This window comes from Bartonella sp. CL63NXGY, from assembly GCF_042194905.1.
Classification (GTDB): Bacteria; Pseudomonadota; Alphaproteobacteria; order Rhizobiales; family Rhizobiaceae; genus Bartonella.
Genome location: NZ_JBHINK010000002.1, coordinates 36,986 through 55,033, shown reverse-complemented (window position 1 = coordinate 55,033; position 18,048 = coordinate 36,986). Strand labels below are relative to the sequence as shown.

The following is an 18,048-nucleotide window of genomic DNA, read 5'->3' as shown; positions in this document are numbered from 1 at the left end:
CTATAATCCAATAAATTATCGGAGACTTTCATACAGAGGTATTATGGATTAGCAAAAGTCTTTTCCTGCTATCTTTAGAATATATGCATAGATATAGGCAACTTCTTCTAGCTTTGAAAAACGTCCAGCTGCACCAGCGTGCCCTGAATCCATATTAATACGTAATAAAATTGCATTATCGTCTGTTTTTAGGTCTCGTAATTTTGCCACCCATTTTGCAGGCTCCCAGTAAGTTACACGAGGATCTGTTAATCCTGCCATCACAAGTATAGGGGGATAGTTTTGAGCTTTGACATTATCGTAAGGGGAATAGGAAGCAATAAGCTTATAATCTTCTTCTGATTCAAGAGGATTCCCCCATTCGGCCCATTCTGGAGGTGTGAGTGGCAATGAAGCATCTAACATTGTCGCTAAGACATCAACAAAAGGCACATTTGCTACGATCCCAGCAAAATCCTGTGGAGCTATATTGGCAATGGCTCCCATCAACATCCCCCCTGCTGAACCACCATGAGCAATCAGCCGGTCGTGAGAAGTGAATTTATTGTTTACAAGGTAACGCCCACAAGCAATAAAATCTGTAAATGTATTGTGCTTAAAGAGATGTTTTCCTTTCTCATACCATTCTACTCCCTTTTCTTTTCCTCCGCGAATATGAGCAATAGCGTAAATAAAACCTCTGTTTACTAGAGAAAGTACATTACTATTGAAACTGGCAGGTATAGAGATCCCATAAGCACCATAACCGTAAAGCAGACAAGGCGCACCACCATCAAGGGGAGTATTTTTGTGATAAAAAAGTGAAATAGGAATCTTCTCACCATCGTCTGCTATTGCTGTAATACGTCGTGTTATATATGCATCTTTATTATGCCCAGAGGGAATTATTTGCGTTTTTAAAAGCATCCGTTTACAACTTTTCATCTCATAATCAAACACTTGATCAGGTGTTGTCATAGACGAATAGGAAAAACGAATAGTTGGACTGTTATATTCTGCAACTCCTTGCAGACCTAAAGAATAAGCCTCTTCAGTAAAAGCAATGGAATTAACTTGTTTAGTGGTACGTTCCATTACTTTTATACGTGGAAGCCCCTCAAAACGTTCGATCCAGACAAGAAAATCTTGATAAGCATCATGGGATAATATTAGGCACCCAAGCTGATGTGGGACAAACTCAGACCAATTTTCTGATTGTGGAGATGTATATGGCGCTACCATAATTTTGAAATCTTTTGCATTATCTAAATTGGTCAGAATATAAAAGACATCACCACCTTCTGTAAGTGAATATTCAATACCTTTTTGTCGTTTCCGTACACATTGGGGAATAGTAAAAGGCGCCTCAGCAGGAATTAACCAGATCTCGGATGTTTCATGATCATGAATATTAATATAAATAACATCATTAAGCTTAGAACCGCTTACATCTAAGAAAAAACCTGGATTGTCTTCACGAAAAATAAGCTTATCTTGTGATTGATCTGTGTTTAATTGGTGATAATAGAGCTCTGAAGGTCGGTGGTTTTTATCCATCTTAGTATAGAAAAAACCTTCAGATCTAGCATCCCATACAATTTGACCAGATGTATCAGTAATTGTGTCCATACAGTCAGACAATGTCTCAAAATTACGAATTTTAGCTGTATAGAATTCTGATCCTTTGTCATCATAGGTCCATACCACATGTGTATGGTCAGGAGATTCTTGAACTGAACCAAATTTGAAATATTCTTTGCCTTCTGCCAAGACGTCACCATTAAGGTACACGTTTTTTTCTCCGCCATTCCTTGGTGTCCGAAAATAATGTGGTTGTTGGCCTCCGGTAACATAAGAGAATCCGTAAGCAAAAGGACCATGTTTTATAGGAACAGAACTATCATTCTCTTGGATCCTGTTTTTCATTTCGGTAAAAAGCAAATCTCGTAGTGGTTTTGTATCAGCCATTTGAGCTGATTGATAAGCATTTTCTTTTTCAAGATAATGTCGAATATTGAGATCAAGACAGTTAGGATTTTTAAAAACATCTTGCCAGTTAGACGCACGTAGCCAATGATAGGGATCATCACGAAAAATACCATGATATATTTCCTTATGAGTGATTCTAGATGCTTTGGGAGGAATTGCAAAAGTGCGAGTCATACACAATCCTATATTAAAATATGTTAACAGCTTCATTTATATGTTAGAATCACAATTATTGATGCAAGTGTACAAATCTATAAGTTCTATTCACTTGCAAAAATAGTGCCATGATAATTTTTAAAACTAATACCTTTCTGTTCATTACATATCACAGCTATTGTTTTCTAGGGATATAATACCACTTTTATAATGAAAGTGACTGGTAAAACAATTAAACTATGAGAAAAAGAATTGATTTTTTTTGAAACAGTATAATCGCATAATTTTATAGAAATGAATAAATATATCAGAAATATTATTATTACTTTATAAAAAATAAAAATATTCTATGTCGTTTTAATGAATAGTTTTATATTATAAACAATGCTATTGTGTCATGTTTGTAATATATATTGTTTTTTATTATTAAATTTAATAAATATAAATAATAAAAATAAATTTGAAATTTATTAAAAATAAACTTACTAAATTATAAGTATTCAAAACATAAAATAATAATTTATATATTATATTTTTATAATTAGTAATTTTATTTTTACGTTCTCAAAAAAATAAATAAATTTCATCCTATATCTTTTTATATTTGTGATGTATTATATATTATGTATGATATGTTATAGGCTAAAAATATATTTTAGCATGTAATAATTTCGTTTTTCTTATTGTATATTATGACAAAAAATGGGTATTTATTTGATTTTTTTGTGTTTTGGCAATTTTATAGAATAATTGAATTGACAAAAAAGATTTTTGTACAATATGAAACTCATGTGCATGAGATCTTTATATCATGAGTATATGCACTATATCTCGATTTTGAATTACTCAATTTTAAATTAAAGGAAACAAGAATGGAACATCGTGCAGTCTTAGAGACTGAAAGCAATTTAGTTATTACATTGGTTGCTGATATTGTTGCTGCCTACGTGAGTAATAATTCTATTCGACCGACTGAAGTGCCAAGTTTAATTGCTGATGTCCATGCTGCTTTTCGTAAAGCAGGGAATCTAGAGTTAACAGAAGTCGAAGTTGAAAAACAAAGGCCTGCCGTTAATCCAAAACGTTCAGTATTTCCTGATTATCTCATTTGCCTTGAAGATGGAAAGAAGTTTAAATCTCTAAAGCGTCATCTCATGACACATTATGGAATGTTGCCAGAGGAATATCGTGAAAAATGGCAGTTAGATAGTTCTTATCCTATGGTGGCGCCTAATTATGCAAAAACACGATCGGCTTTGGCCAAAGAAATGGGTCTTGGACGCAAAAGCAAACGGAAAAAAACTAAATAATCTTATTTTGCGAAAAAATGGTTTCGTGTATAAAGTTGATTTTAGTATACATGTGTTGTGTGAAGCTTTTGTATATATAGCAATTTCTATCAAGGGGATTACATATAGCTTTCGTTACGAATCCGTTTAATCATTGATTTCAAACCATTTGATCGTTGTGGTGTAAGATTTTCATTTAAACCAAGTTTTTCAAAGAGCTCTTGAGCATCAGAATTGCGAATTTCAGAAGCTTTTTTGCCTGAATAAAAAGCAAGAAGTATATAAATGAGTCCACGCACAATATGAGCATCGGAATCACCTTGAAACGTCAATATTGGATCTTCTGAGTTATTACGTGAAGATAAAAGCCACACTTGGCTAACACAACCAGGAACTTTGTGAGCATCATTTCGAGCGCTTTCCGGAAAAGGTGGCAATTCATAGCCAAGCTCGATGACATAACGATAACGATCTTCCCAATTATCCAAAAGCGAAAAGTTCTCTATAATAGTACCGATTTTTTCCGCCATTATTTTAGTCCTGTTTCGTTTGAATAATCATTCTTGAATACACTTATAAAAAATAAATATTTATTCTTCCTAACATAAATAACACGAAGAACGTTAAAAATCCTTATTTCAAGATAACATTTCATGGTTTTGTAAGAACTCTTGTATTTCTATTTTGTAAGAAACATTAGGGGAAGTCTCTGATATTATTTTTGTTCCCTAATATGTTCCCTAAATATTCATAAGCAGCTCTTGCACCGTAATATGCGCGTTCGCCAAGTGAACTTAAAAAAGATTTTCCTACTTTACAGGTTTTTATATTACGGTCACAAAATGCGCCTAAATCATTTAAGGCTTCCTTAAAAGCAATAATCACATCGCTCGTTGTTGTCTCATTATTTTTGGGGCTAGAAGAATGATTACTGCTTGGATCTGCTACAAAAAATGAAATAATGACAAAAATAAAAAATAATAATAATAATAATTTGATTAAAAAACGTATCATGGATAATCAATGTAGCGCAGTGGTAAATACAATAAAAGAAGCATTTTATATACTGTTGCTTTATAAACAATTTATAAAATGTGCTTTTTATAAAATTGAGTATTCATGTATTGGGTCTATATCATTGGCTTTTTTATAAATATGGCACAATTCCGCCGTATAAAATAGGATACATTGTCTATTCAGTAAAAAATTAACATCAAAATTATACACTTACAGGCTGATCATGTTAATGAACATACTATGGTAAAAAATGAGAGATATAATTATGTCGTGTACATACTTATTTTAGATAATAGCTCACATCTTAGCTTAGTTGAAAAAGCTAAAAAGAGTAAAATTCTGTTATTCTGACTCTAGTGTCGATAAAATATCTATATTATCTATAAAATTTTTACTAGCACATCATAAACATGATCAACATGTCGATCAAAATATTAAACAATAGATGCATCTCTTACAACTCCATCTAAAGATCTCAAGACCAGTTTTTCTATAATATTGTAAATCAATTTAATTGATACGAAGTTATTTACACTAAAATATAATTATATTTTACCAAACCGTTTATGGATAAGTAACCATCTATATGTAAATTATAAAGAATAGATAATGATTGTCATCTGTTTAGTGTTATAGGCAAATATTTTCAATTTTATTTTAAATAATAGGCAAACATATGCCCCAAAATGAAGAATAACGTGGCATTATTGTTTAGATAATTATATGTGATAATGCAGTTTGCAAACACCAAAATGATCTTGAATGCTAATCATTTGGTGCTCTCTTTATACACATTAAAGACTTGTCAAAATGAAATGAATAAAAGTTGCCAAGAACTCTTGTTGATTTATCAACTTATAAATTGATATAATGAAGCTGCTCATTTTAGGAGTTTGAAAGGAAAAATCAATAATGTCAATGCACTTCTCTCTGGCTGGAAGTAAGAACTGATTCATATTCGTTTCCTAATTTATATTTGTTTCTTTGTAAAAAATAAACGCAACTGAAAATAAAAGTAATGGCAACAAAACGAAAGACATACCGAAAAAAAACTGTAAAACACCGTAAATACTATAGTAGTATTGTTATAACACTTCTTCTTATAATTTTTCATTTTATTTTTTGGAGTGCAAAAACTCTTTATTTCTATACGCGAAAAAATACTTTATTTTTTGTTGGATCTCTTCTTTTTAGCATTAGTTTTTTATTTATTTCATTTAATGCTTTATTTTCGCAAATGACAACGCATCAAAATATTTTAACTCAAATGAAATTTTCCTCTGTTCAAAGTATAGGTAAGAGCTCTACTTTATCGGAAAAAGAAGAAAAATCACAAGAACTCTCCCGTGTAACTTCTGTACATTCTCAAAATCATAACCACACAAATTCATCTTTATCCTCTCAATCAGTAAGCATGCTGGAAAAGCAAAAAGAACTAGCAAAATTAGGCCTTTATGATGGACCCTTAGATGGATTGGAAGGACCTAAAACACGCCGAGCCATCACTTTATGGAAACAGCAAACTGCTCAGAGAATGCAAAAGAATGTTCTATCTAATCCCGCAACAGATGAAATCGCGATATTAATTAAGCAAAGCGAAATAGAAACAAACAATACAAAAAATATGACACACTTAAAAGAAGCTATTTTAGAGCCTTCTGTTGAAGATATTATACAAGTGCAAAAAGCTTTACATATTTTTGGGAATGAAGAGGTTATTGTCACAGGAATAGAAGATCAAAAGACGATAGAAGCTTTAAAACAGTTTCAAAAAATATTTGATCTTCCTGTAACAGGTAAAATTAATCACACAATTTTAATGAAAATGCGTGAAATTGGTTTATTTAATTGAAGCTAATCATCTACATTATAAAAATAATCTCTTAATTTATAATGATAATTCATCTTTCGTTTGTTTAATGCTCCCCTCAAACATTCCTTCATCTCAAGCCCTCTTATATTCAATCAATCAGAATGGTTTTCTTACACATTACATATTGAGCCGTATAATTTGCTGCAAGAAAACCACAACCGATTGCAGAAAAAAGAAATATTGCAAAATAGAAAACGCGCTTGTTCTAGCATTTTTATTGCTTCTGATGATAAAAGGACACAAAATTTTTGTAGTATCACGTAAACCTTTCATATTATCGAACCACGAATTGTCCATATATTATCGTCAATTTGATCTTTATAAATATGATGCAAAGAATTTATGCAAACACCTGTAAGGATAAGTAGACGTAAAGCTAGTTGTGTTATGGTTGTTGTTTTGCAAAGTATCTGAAAAAAACAGCACTTCTCTCCAATCTATTGCTGGAAAATTATGTGTTTTATGACATTGTTTTCCTAAAATAGCGTGTGTGTTTAATATTGCCTATAAATCAACATCTAAATTTAACGCAGCAGTATATTTGAAACAAATGTTAAGACAGTTTAGTACTTTTCTCAGCTGTTATAGCTTTTGTATGCCAAATGGGGGCAAGAATATTGCGCATCTCTGTTTGTATAATCTCTTAAAACAGGGAGACAGCCTAATTTGGGAAGAATATGAAATTTTAAGGTAAAAACCAGTTTTCATCTTTGCCATTTCCTTTTAATTCAGCTTTACGCCTTTCAAAGACATCTAAAGCAATATCTTTAAAATAATGGAGATTACCTATTGCCTCATGCTTTTATTTATCACATGTCTTTTTGAACTCACTCCCCCCCCCCCTCACGCAAAACAAAATGTCCCAAACGAAATACACTTGGATTGCCATTCACGGGCTTTCTTAAAAAAACATCTCTTAAAGCACCCAAGATCATTTCACAACAACGCCCGTGAATAATAGCAGCCCCTACTGCGCGCGCGCTATCATTTTTACACTTGTGAAAAAGCAAGCCAGCACCATTACACACTGTACCTACCTTCAATTTGTGACAGCTCTTGACACTTGAGACGATTCATAAGAGGCATATCCTTGCTTTATTTTTTATCCACAGACGCTCATCCCGCCTATAACATGCAAAAAACATGGTTTTGATTGATTCATTATAAAAGAAGTTGAAATGAGAAGATCTTATGATATTTACAGCTTTTGTTCAATATAAAAAATAAAAAAATATCATTATAAATCAACATATTGTATAACTTTGATATTCCTTCATAAAGGTAAAGATGGTAGCGTATAGTGGAGTTTATAAACTTACGGGGAGTTTACATAATCCCCATTCCACGAATGTCAATGTGAAATGGACATCCACTGAAAGATGTCTATCTCAAACAGCATGATGTGCAAAAAAATACATTTGTTTGGAGCATTCTATTTTGCGTGAGGAGCTCATTCCCCCATAAAAAAGCAAACGCGTAAATTGACTGCACAATAACACGTTTCTCTCTATCAAGAGGTTCTTCAATAGAAAGTGTATTAATAATACATCTTTGTCTATTCTGCTTTATATTTTTTCTTATAAACTTCTAAAAAAAGCACTTTCTCGCGTAACATAACTTATCGTGCATTTTAGAAGCATTTTTATTCCCTTTATTAAAGAAAATAAAAGAATATATAAAAATTTATTTCAGTAATAACGATACAACAAAAAATATTAACCCATTACATCCTTTTTGCTATTGCGGCCTGAGCTGCTGCTAAACGAGCAATTGGTACTCGAAAAGGAGAACACGAAACATAATCTAAGTTATTTTCTTCGCATAAAGTAATAGAAGCAGGATCGCCTCCATGTTCACCGCAAATTCCCAATTTTATTTTTGCACGCTTTGAACGTCCACGCTGTGCAGCAATGGTAATAAGTTCCCCTACTCCATCACGGTCAATAGACACGAAAGGATCTTGCTCTAAAAGACCTTTTTGAAAATAGGTTGCTAAAAAAGGAGCAGCATCATCACGGGAAATCCCAAAAGTAGTTTGTGTCAAATCGTTTGTTCCAAATGAAAAAAATTCAGCAGTTTCAGCAATTTCATCTGCTCGAAGTGCCGCCCTTGGAAGTTCAATCATCGTCCCAACCATATATTGAATAGTGCTTCCCTTTTCTTTCATCACTTCTTCAGCAACCTGATCAATACGCGCTTTTACAAAATCGAGTTCAGATTTAAGCGCAACCAGTGGCACCATAATTTCAAGCATAACAGGAGATCCAGATTTTTGGGCAGCTTCTGCTGCTGCTTCAAAAATCGCCCGCGCTTGCATTTCTGCAATTTCAGGATAAGTAATAGCTAAACGGCATCCTCGTAATCCAAGCATAGGATTAAATTCGTGCAACTGCTGAGCGCGTTCAGCAAGCACTTCAGCAGAAACCCCCATAGCTGTTGCAACATCAAGAATTTCTGCTTTCGTTTTAGGCAAAAATTCATGTAATGGTGGATCTAGCAAGCGGATAGTAACAGGTAAACCACACATAATTTCAAATAATTCACTAAAATCTGAACGCTGCATTGGCAAAAGCTTATCTAGTGCTTTACGACGACCACTTTCATCATGACTTAAAATCATTTCACGCATAGCAACGATACGTTCATCAGAAAAAAACATGTGCTCCGTACGGCAAAGACCTATACCTTCAGCCCCAAAAGATCGCCCCATACGGGCATCAGATGGTGTATCAGCATTAGCGCGAACTCTTATACGTCGCATCCCATCAGCCCATTCCATTAATTTTGCAAAGTCTCCGCAAAGCTGAGGCTGCAACATTGCAACTTTCCCTTTGAAAATTTCTCCACTTCCACCATCAATTGTGATAACATCACCTTTTTTTAAGCTTTCTCCTGAGGCAAACAACGTATTTGTGTTATAATCAATCCGCACACTGCCAGCACCAGAAATACATGGTTTTCCCATCCCCCGCGCAACAACAGCAGCGTGACTTGTCATACCGCCACGCGTTGTTAAAATTCCTTCTGCAGCATGCATACCATGAATATCTTCTGGGCTTGTTTCTACACGGACCAAAATAACTTTGCGACCTTCCGCCGACACAGTTTCTGCCTCTTCTGAAGTAAAAACAATTTCACCAGTTGCGGCTCCAGGAGAAGCAGGTAAACCACGTCCTATAACAAAACGTTCTGCTTTAGGATCAAGTGTTGGATGCAAAAGTTGGTCCAGCGACTTTGCATCAATACGCATCACAGCCTCTTCACGGTTTATTAACCCCTCCTCAACCATTTCAATTGCCATCTTGAGAGCCGCACGAGCCGTGCGTTTTCCTGAACGAGTCTGAAGCATCCATAATTTACCTTTTTCAATGGTAAATTCGAGATCTTGCATATCCCGATAATGCTGCTCAAGCTTCTGCGCAATCTGACATAATTTCAAAAAAGCCTCAGGCATAATTTTTTCTAACGACGGTCTATTTGAACCAGCAACAATACGCGCACTTTCTGTAATATTTTGAGGCGTTCGAATGCCCGCCACAACATCTTCCCCTTGCGCATTAACTAAAAATTCACCATAAAGTTCTTTTTTCCCTGTCGATGGATTGCGTGTAAAAGCAACACCTGTTGCCGAATCTTCTCCCATGTTACCAAAAACCATAGCTTGCACATTAACTGCCGTTCCCCAACTTTCAGGAATGCTATGTAAACGGCGATAAGTAACTGCGCGTGCCGTCATCCAACTTGAAAAAACGGCTCCAATTGCCCCCCATAACTGTTGTTCAGGATCTTGTGGAAAAGGGGTTCCTAATTTTTCTTCAACATAGGCTTTATAAGAAATAATAACATTCTTCCAATCATCTGCTGTCATTTCTGTATCAATAGTGTAACCATTGCATGCCTTTGCTTCATCAAGAATCTCTTCAAAATACGAATGGTCTAGCCCCAAAACAACGTTAGAATACATTTGGATAAAACGCCGATAACTATCATAAGCAAAACGTTCATTATTGGCTTGTAAAGCAATGGCTTTTACAGTCTCATCATTCATGCCAAGGTTAAGCACTGTATCCATCATCCCTGGCATAGAAGCCCTAGCCCCTGAACGAACAGAAAGCAAAAGTGGCTTTTGCTCACTCCCAAATTCACGTCCTGTTTGTTCACCAACACGTCTTAGTGCTTGCTTAACAGATTCCTGTAGCTCTTCTGGATATGATTTGTCATGGGCGTAATAAAAATTACAAACTTCTGTTGTCAGCGTAAATCCTGGCGGTACGGGCAAACCAAGATTACTCATTTCTGCCAAATTAGCCCCTTTACCTCCGAGAAGGTTACGCTCACTTGCACTTCCTTCTGCCTTTCCATCTCCAAAACTATAAACCCATTTTTTCACTGTACAAATCCTCCCATATCAGCATCAAAACATCATTCAACCGAGGCTCACTTAAAAGCAATGATTTGATTCAAAATTGGCTCAAAAACAATATCGCTTCATAAATGCATAATATTAATCCTTCCAAAGGAGATAATGGCCAAAAGTATCACTATCCATCTTCTGGAAGATTAAGATTCAGTTTTTAAGAAAACTATCAATCACCGAAAAAAATTCTTCTACTTTCATGGCACCTTCATATTTACTACCATTAATAAAGAAAGTAGGTGTTGCTGTGACACCAAGCTCTTTACCGCGTTCAAAAGATGCATTTACTTCATCTAAAATGGACTGATTTTTCAAACAAGCAGTAAAACTTTCATCTGTAAAACCAGCCATTAAGCCAATTTTTTTCAATGGTGTTAGAGCATTTTTTCCGAAAGCCCATTCATTTTGTTTTTGAAATAAAACTTCTATCAAAGGAAAATAGCGATCTTCTGGTGCACACCGTGCCAACATAAAACCTGCTGTTGCCCGAGGATCAAAAGCATATTCTCGGAAAATAAGTTTTACTTTTCCTGTTTTGATATATTTTTTACGAATTTGGGGAAGTATATCATTATAAAAATGCGCACAATGGGTACATGTCAACGAAGCATACTCAACAATGACGACTGGTGCATCCGCCTCTCCCTCAAAGCGATCCTTTACTTTACCCGATTGGAGAAGCTCTGCCATATCAACAGTTGTTGCCACTGGTTTGGGATCACGCGCTAAAGCAACTGTTACACTGTTTTGTACAATCGTTATGAAGAGAAAAATTATCCCGAAAGATAAAAAAGAACGATATTTTACCATAAATAATACTTTTCTGTTGTTATTAACGAATAGGAATCCAATGCTTTCTCATATATTAAAGAAAAATATATAAAATATCTTCCTATTTATTATTTTTTTCCAAGAAAATGCAACAGCCAAGTTTATAAAGTGCTTGGTGCAAGCTTTTATCTTCAATTCCTTCAAGCATTTTTTCCACGCATTTTTTGTCTTGTTCACTCAAAGGCGGTTTTAGAGGCAAGTGATTCATAAAAACCGACATACTCCTTTGCTCAATCTTGATGCGATCAATAGCAATATAGCCAAAAAATCCGTTAATTCTATGAAGTAATTCCTCTGTTTCATGCATCAATTTTAACGCAGCAAATCCTTCACATGCGACAACAAGTGTTGCTGGCTGAAAAACTTCATCTTGATCTGCACGACGTTTCCAAATAATTTTAAGCGGCATTGTATGTTCACTGATATCATAGCCCGCAATCTGTGGCCAATGTTCTATAAGCGCTACATTAAGCCCTGTCCGTTTGCGTAAAACTGGATCAAGTATTTTGTATACCGTCTCAGAAAGAGAATAAAAGATACGTTTTTTAAGTTGTTTTCTCATTTTTAGATCATTGTTCAACCGCTTACTAAATTAAAATCATTTGTTTCATCTAAAAATTGTTGCCTCCTCAATTTATGAAATATCAACAAAATAAAAAGCCTTTTCTCACCAGAGCCTTGACAATAAAGAGCAAAAAACATGAATTACAAAATAAATAATTTTTTCTTTTGCATTTTATATCTCCCTATGCTTGAAAGCAATCATGTATGAAATTTCTTCGCACCTCCTTGCTTGGTACGATCAAAATCACAGACATCTTCCATGGCGGATTACCCCTGAAAAGCAAAAACAAGGTATCCGTCCTGATCCTTATCAAGTTTGGCTTTCTGAAATCATGCTTCAACAAACAACCGTTGAAACAGTTAAGCCTTATTTTAAAAAATTTCTAAAACTATGGCCTGATCTTTCCTCTTTAGCAAAAGCCTCACAAGATGATATCATGAAAGCATGGGCTGGACTTGGTTATTATTCACGCGCACGTAATCTTAAAAAATGTGCGCGACAGCTTGTTGAAAACTACGCGGGACAATTTCCACAATCTGTAAAAGAATTGCGAACTCTAGCCGGTATTGGAGATTATACTGCCGCAGCCATTGCTGCGATTGCTTTTAACCACCCTGTAGCAGTGGTTGATGGTAATGTCGAACGTGTGGTAGCGCGACTTTTTGCTATCACTTCAATATTGCAAAAAGCAAAAGTTGAAATTAAAGAAAAAACACAAAAAATTACTGCTTTAAATCGTCCTGGTGACTTTGCTCAAGCAATGATGGATTTGGGAGCAACAATTTGTACTCCACGCAAACCATCTTGTTATACCTGCCCTCTTCAATGTTTATGCAAAGCAGAAAAGATGCAACAACCGGAGTCTTTTCCAGTTAAAGCCCCTAAAAAAGAACGCCCTTCAAAAACAGGTATTGCTTTTGTGGTCCTTAATAAAAAGAGACAAATTTATTTGGAAAAACGACAGACACAAAAGCTCCTTGGTGGAATGACCCAAATTCCTAACAATATTGGCATAAACAACGAAAATGGGCTCCAAAACGCACCCTTTACTGCCAATTGGCAATTCAAGGGACAAATTACACATGTTTTTACTCACTTTTCTCTAAAACTCGATGTTTACTATACCGAAGATGTTCATGAAATGAATTGTGAAAATGGTTGGTGGTGTAACATTCAACATCTTACCGAAGAAGCATTACCTACTGTTATGAAAAAAGCCATTTCCGTAGCACTTCCCAATTCTTTCAGATTTAAATAACCTTCCCTATTCATAAAAATGTTTTCTAACAGAGACTTTTGTATCTCTAGCAATTATTTATTAATCTGCAAAAGAAAAATTAAAAAAATGAAATAACCAATTTTTTCTACAGATAAGAATTAAGGAGGAATAGAAAAGCTTAGAAATCTTAAATTTAAATTTCAGGTTCTATCCTTTTTTCGCTTATGAAGGAGTAAGTCGGCTCCATCGTTATATTTACCAGCCCCCTCAACATCCCTTGGTACGTGAAACGGTTCATAAGAGGTATTTTTAGTTCTTTCGTTAACAATTTTTATTCACACGCCAACCCCGTTTATGACATGCAAGCAAGTAATTTTCATCGATTCAATATGGAACAAGTTTGAAATGAAAAAACTTGACGATATTCCGAGGGCAATTCAATATGAGTTGCGTTAAATTATCTTTATAAATAAATACATTTTACGCACTTTACAGATGTACGTATTCAAAAAAGCACTTAATTTGGAACTTCTGAATGAACCTTTTAATTCTGATATTTCATTTTTATAAGCTTATATTGAAATTTTACTGTCTTGGAACTAAAACTAGAACATAGAGTGAAAATTTCTCATTTTAATTTCTTCTACAAGAAGCATAAAAATACTCGCTTGCCGCTTACAAGCGAGATTAGTGTGTCAATAAAAAACATCTAAGAAAGGCATAAAACGCCCTCACGTCCATCTTAATCAAGATCAGGTACATTGGTGGTCAATAGAATGAAGCGATCAGCTTAGTTCATAAAACACCCGTTTTTAACATTTGTGAACGTATAATCATTCTTAAATGATCTATGGACTTCAACCGTCCATTTTCCTCATAATACCAAAAGGTCCAACCATTACAACTCTGCGAATCTTGAGCCTTTCTTCCCATTGCGTGAATTGAACCCGCTTCACCACCATGCATAATCGTACCATCAGCTCTTACAATAGCAGATACTTGCTTCTTACGATCATAAAGAACTTCTCCAGGATAGAGTAAACCTGCTTCAAGCAAACTGTTGAATGCTACGCGCGGTTCTGCTTTTTTTCTATCCAAAATCGCTAGTTCTGGTTGCGCTAAAGGTTGAACCGCCGCAATTCTCTCACATGCTGCATCGATGTAATCTTGCTCGCGTTCAATCCCAACAAAATCACGCCCTAAAAGCTTGGCAACAGCACCTGTTGTTCCCGAACCAAAAAACGGATCGAGAATAACATCACCAGGTTTACTAGAAGCCATAATAATACGCGCTAATAACGCTTGCGGTTTTTGTGTTGGATGCAATTTACGCCCTGAATCATCCTTTAAACGTTCAGCTCCAGTGCAGAGAGGGAAAAGCCAATCTGAACGCATTTGTAGATCTTCATTTGCCGCTTTTAAGGCATCATAATTAAATGTGTACTTTTTATCTTTTTGATCTCGCACGGCCCAAATAAGCGTCTCATGAGCATTTTGAAAACGGCGCCCTCGAAAATTAGGCATCGGATTATTCTTGCGCCAAATAATATCATTAAGCATCCAAAAACCTAAATCTTGTAATGCCGTCCCAACCCGAAAAATATTATGGTAAGATCCGATAACCCAAAGTGTTCCGTTGGGTTTTAATACACGACGACAAGCAAGCAACCATGCACGGGTAAAAGCATCATAAGCAGCAAAACTCTCAAACTGATCCCATGCATCATCAACCGCATCAACAAGCGAATGATCTGGACGGTATAAAGCTCCATCCAATTGCAAATTATAGGGTGGATCTGCAAAAATCATATCAACAGAATGTTTTGGAAGTTTTTCTAGAACGGAAACACAATCTCCTTTAAAAATTTTATTGCGCCATGGCATTTGTGAGGGGATACGAAGGAAATCTTTTTGAAGCTGAATAACTGTCATGAAAAACCCAACAAAATTAACTAAATTTGCCCTATAATCAACTAAAATAGTTTATAGGCCCGCATTACCAATCCATATTTACAAAATAGCGTAAACGTATCGTTAAAATTCTACAAAATTGATAATTGTTTTTGTTTTTTTAGTAAAAAAAACTTTCACATGAATGAAACCTTAATTTTCTTTTTTTCAATGTACTGTTCCCATATCTTTTATTTCGTAAAAGAATTAAGAATCATTTTCAAAACTTATTTTTATGAAATAAGATCCTCTCAATATCGTTTTCATGAAAATTGTCCATCTCGTAACATGTAAAGGAATATCTTATGCCTCAGATAGATCTTATTATTTTTGATTGTGACGGAGTTCTCGTTGACTCTGAATATCTTGCAGCAAAAATTGGATCACAATTGCTCAAACAAACAGGATATGAAATATCACCCGAAGAATTGAGTGAGCGTTTTGCAGGGCTTATCTTTCGCGATATTCTTAAACACGTTGAACAGGAAACAGAAAAACCAATTTCTGCTCATCTCATAGACCAAATGACTAATATTTTTCGTACACAAATAAAAACTAAATTACGGGCTATTGATGATGTAAGAGAAGCTGTAGAAATTATTCAAACACGCTATCCCTACTGTATCTGCTCTAATGCAAAAAGCGTAGATATAAAAGAGATGCTCACCACGGTTGATCTCTATGACCTTTTTGAAGGTAAAATATTTTCAGCACCTGAAGTTGGAACAAAAAGAACGAAACCGGCCCCTGATGTTTTCCTTTTTGCCGCACAACAATTACAGGCAGAGCCCCAAAACACTATCGTTATAGAAGATTCACTTCATGGTGTACACGCAGCCATAGCAGCAGGCATGCGTGTCATCGGCTTTACGGGAGGATCACATAGCTATTTTGGCCATTCTAATGCACTTGCAGAAGCTGGTGCAGAAACAGTTATTGCAAAACATGCTCATTTAGGAGAAGTCTTAGAAGCAATGGCAGTATGGCGAGATCTATTATAAAAAATCTCTTGAATATATCAATTTGTAAACTCTTGTAAGAAGCATTTTTATTCAAATGTCCTTCTCTTCTCGCTGCTCCTTTTATAATAACTTCAATAAATGCGTAATTCACGACACGGGTGAATTGCATCTCAATGTGAAGGAAAAATATAGCGCCTCATTGAAATCATAAGTCTGTTAACCATTGCACGTGCTTTAAAAAAAGCAAAAAACAGGGGTGCCAACTCATGAAAATTAAACCCTGCTTATCTATCTCAACTCCGATATCCCACTCCCAACCTCAGCAGCTCATCCTGATAAATTATTATATTTGTCAAAAAAGGAATATTACAATGCCTTGCTCGATAAGATGTGAGAATTGCTAGCCTCTTTCATCTGATCAAAAAAATCACATACTATGGTAAAATTGTAAGGGATGTGCCTATTGATCATGGAAAAAAATATTAAAATTCGCGGAATCTATGGAACACAAGAGTTTATTGAAAATGACAAAAGCGTCTTTGTTGAGTTACACGGGCTTATATTTACTCAATCCAAATCTCGTAAACTTGTTGAAGGCTTATTTACTTTGCTGCTCAAACAGTATTTTAACAGCATCAATTAGTACAACCTCCCTAAGATTACAAAAAACAAAAAGAATACATTTTTATGAAAAATGTGCCTTTTATAAAAAACATTTCATACCAAGTAATTTACAGACAACATGTTGATTTATAATCAATAATTAATCATTATTCAAATTAAGCAAAAAAACCGAATATTGTAAGATCCTCTCATTTAAAATCTGGATATGCTGAATTAAAGAAATAAAAATGCCTTTTAATGAATTATCTCAAAAGGCAAAAATTAGTAGCAACATTAGGAGCGAGCAAAGTGTATGGCACTGCCATCTTTCTTCTTTATAAACGTCAAAAATTCTGATGTCCTAAGAATTTTATATTATGGGACTTTATCATCATATATAGCGTTGCAAAATAGGCTTGAGTACCTTGAGAACGGTTTCTTTAAAAAAGCACTTAAATATGAAACATACAATCATGTTAAACAACGTACAGAGATACCAGTAGTTGCTCAAAATTTTCCAAAAGCACTTAATAGACTTTTTAAATAAGCAATGAAATCAGATCTTTTCAAAAGTAATCCAACTTTAGGAAAAACACCCTTTCTAAAAATAAAAGCGGCTTTTCAGTTTGGAAAGAAGAAAATGTCGAAAAATATTATCCAATGCTGATCTTTCGGCACTCATAAATATGTCTGAATTGACATTCTTCTATACACTTTGCATCATAGTAATACGCCGCTCACATTGGCGAGAAAAAGATAATATCATTTATCTCTATCCAATTCGAGCTCTACTTTCCACTATGAGAGAGCTGTATATTTTTTAGTATCTATAACATATTATTATCTATAAGATAAATGTATATAATTAATAGTGAAGTAAGCAGTAGTATTATGCTATCATGATGCAATTAATAAACATTGAATAATAATTTAATAATATCTATAGAATACACATATTATTACAATAATAACTCATATAAATAATAATATTTTAGCATGTCCATTAATATTTTAATTTTTAAGAATATTTTTATAAATACATCATAATTTTTATATTTTTATTATAATATCTATAATAAATAAATTTATATATATTTAATATGTAAAAAGTTTGATCAACTTTATTATTTATAAATGTATTAAAAAAATAATATTAATATCATTTTATAAAAATCATACGATAACCACGTGTTGTTTT

General features: G+C 34.4%; 12 protein-coding genes and 1 pseudogene. 5 read left to right on the top strand and 8 right to left on the bottom strand.

The features are described from left to right. Positions 1-48: 48 nt before the first annotated feature. Positions 49-2,142, bottom strand: a complete 2,094-nt coding sequence (locus ACFIK0_RS01370; RefSeq protein ID WP_375663373.1) for a S9 family peptidase — start codon at positions 2,140-2,142, stop codon at positions 49-51. Positions 2,143-2,996: 854 nt separating this feature from the next. Between ACFIK0_RS01370 and ACFIK0_RS01365 the strand changes: the two genes are divergently transcribed. Then, complete coding sequence (locus ACFIK0_RS01365; RefSeq protein ID WP_012754848.1) at positions 2,997-3,434, top strand: MucR family transcriptional regulator; 438 nt, start codon at positions 2,997-2,999, stop codon at positions 3,432-3,434. Between the two features lie 98 nt (positions 3,435-3,532). On the opposite strand, the gene ACFIK0_RS01360 is transcribed toward ACFIK0_RS01365, so the two are convergent. Together ACFIK0_RS01360 and ACFIK0_RS01355 are read right to left on the bottom strand one after the other, a co-directional pair. After that, a complete protein-coding gene (locus ACFIK0_RS01360) occupies positions 3,533-3,943 on the bottom strand; it encodes a SufE family protein (protein WP_375637421.1) in 411 nt (136 codons plus the stop codon). A gap of 108 nt (positions 3,944-4,051) precedes the next feature. Continuing rightward, positions 4,052-4,427, bottom strand: a pseudogene (locus ACFIK0_RS01355) (DUF5330 domain-containing protein). 1,021 nt (positions 4,428-5,448) lie between these two features. On the opposite strand from ACFIK0_RS01355, the gene ACFIK0_RS01350 reads away from it, so the two are divergent. Next, positions 5,449-6,282 carry a peptidoglycan-binding domain-containing protein gene (locus ACFIK0_RS01350; RefSeq protein WP_375663372.1) on the top strand — a complete coding sequence of 278 codons (834 nt, stop codon included), beginning with the start codon at positions 5,449-5,451 and terminating at the stop codon, positions 6,280-6,282. Positions 6,283-7,130: 848 nt separating this feature from the next. Here ACFIK0_RS01350 and ACFIK0_RS01345 read toward each other — a convergent pair. The 4 genes from ACFIK0_RS01345 to ACFIK0_RS01330 form a co-directional block, all read right to left on the bottom strand. Next, the gene (locus ACFIK0_RS01345; RefSeq protein ID WP_375663371.1) at positions 7,131-7,331 is read right to left on the bottom strand and encodes a hypothetical protein; all 201 of its coding nucleotides are present in this window, start codon (positions 7,329-7,331) and stop codon (positions 7,131-7,133) included. 695 nt (positions 7,332-8,026) lie between these two features. Next, a complete protein-coding gene (ppdK, locus tag ACFIK0_RS01340; RefSeq protein WP_375631392.1) occupies positions 8,027-10,693 on the bottom strand; it encodes a pyruvate, phosphate dikinase in 2,667 nt (888 codons plus the stop codon). Between the two features lie 177 nt (positions 10,694-10,870). Next, positions 10,871-11,530, bottom strand: a complete 660-nt coding sequence (locus tag ACFIK0_RS01335) for a DsbA family protein (protein ID WP_273791562.1) — start codon at positions 11,528-11,530, stop codon at positions 10,871-10,873. Positions 11,531-11,612: 82 nt separating this feature from the next. Next, a complete protein-coding gene (locus ACFIK0_RS01330) occupies positions 11,613-12,113 on the bottom strand; it encodes a DUF721 domain-containing protein (protein ID WP_273791561.1) in 501 nt (166 codons plus the stop codon). 202 nt (positions 12,114-12,315) lie between these two features. On the opposite strand from ACFIK0_RS01330, the gene mutY reads away from it, so the two are divergent. After that, entirely contained in the window at positions 12,316-13,374 is a 1,059-nt protein-coding gene (gene mutY, locus ACFIK0_RS01325; RefSeq protein WP_375663370.1) for an A/G-specific adenine glycosylase, read from the top strand. Between the two features lie 756 nt (positions 13,375-14,130). On the opposite strand, the gene ACFIK0_RS01320 is transcribed toward mutY, so the two are convergent. Beyond that, positions 14,131-15,219, bottom strand: a complete 1,089-nt coding sequence (locus ACFIK0_RS01320; RefSeq protein ID WP_375613050.1) for a site-specific DNA-methyltransferase — start codon at positions 15,217-15,219, stop codon at positions 14,131-14,133. Between the two features lie 371 nt (positions 15,220-15,590). Here ACFIK0_RS01320 and ACFIK0_RS01315 point away from each other — a divergent pair, with 371 nt between their 5' ends. Further along, complete coding sequence (locus tag ACFIK0_RS01315) at positions 15,591-16,286, top strand: HAD family hydrolase (protein WP_375660123.1); 696 nt, start codon at positions 15,591-15,593, stop codon at positions 16,284-16,286. 877 nt (positions 16,287-17,163) lie between these two features. Then, positions 17,164-17,397: a hypothetical protein gene (locus ACFIK0_RS01310; protein ID WP_273791557.1), complete on the top strand. Its 234-nt coding sequence runs from the start codon at positions 17,164-17,166 to the stop codon at positions 17,395-17,397. The last annotated feature ends 651 nt before the right edge of the window (positions 17,398-18,048 follow it).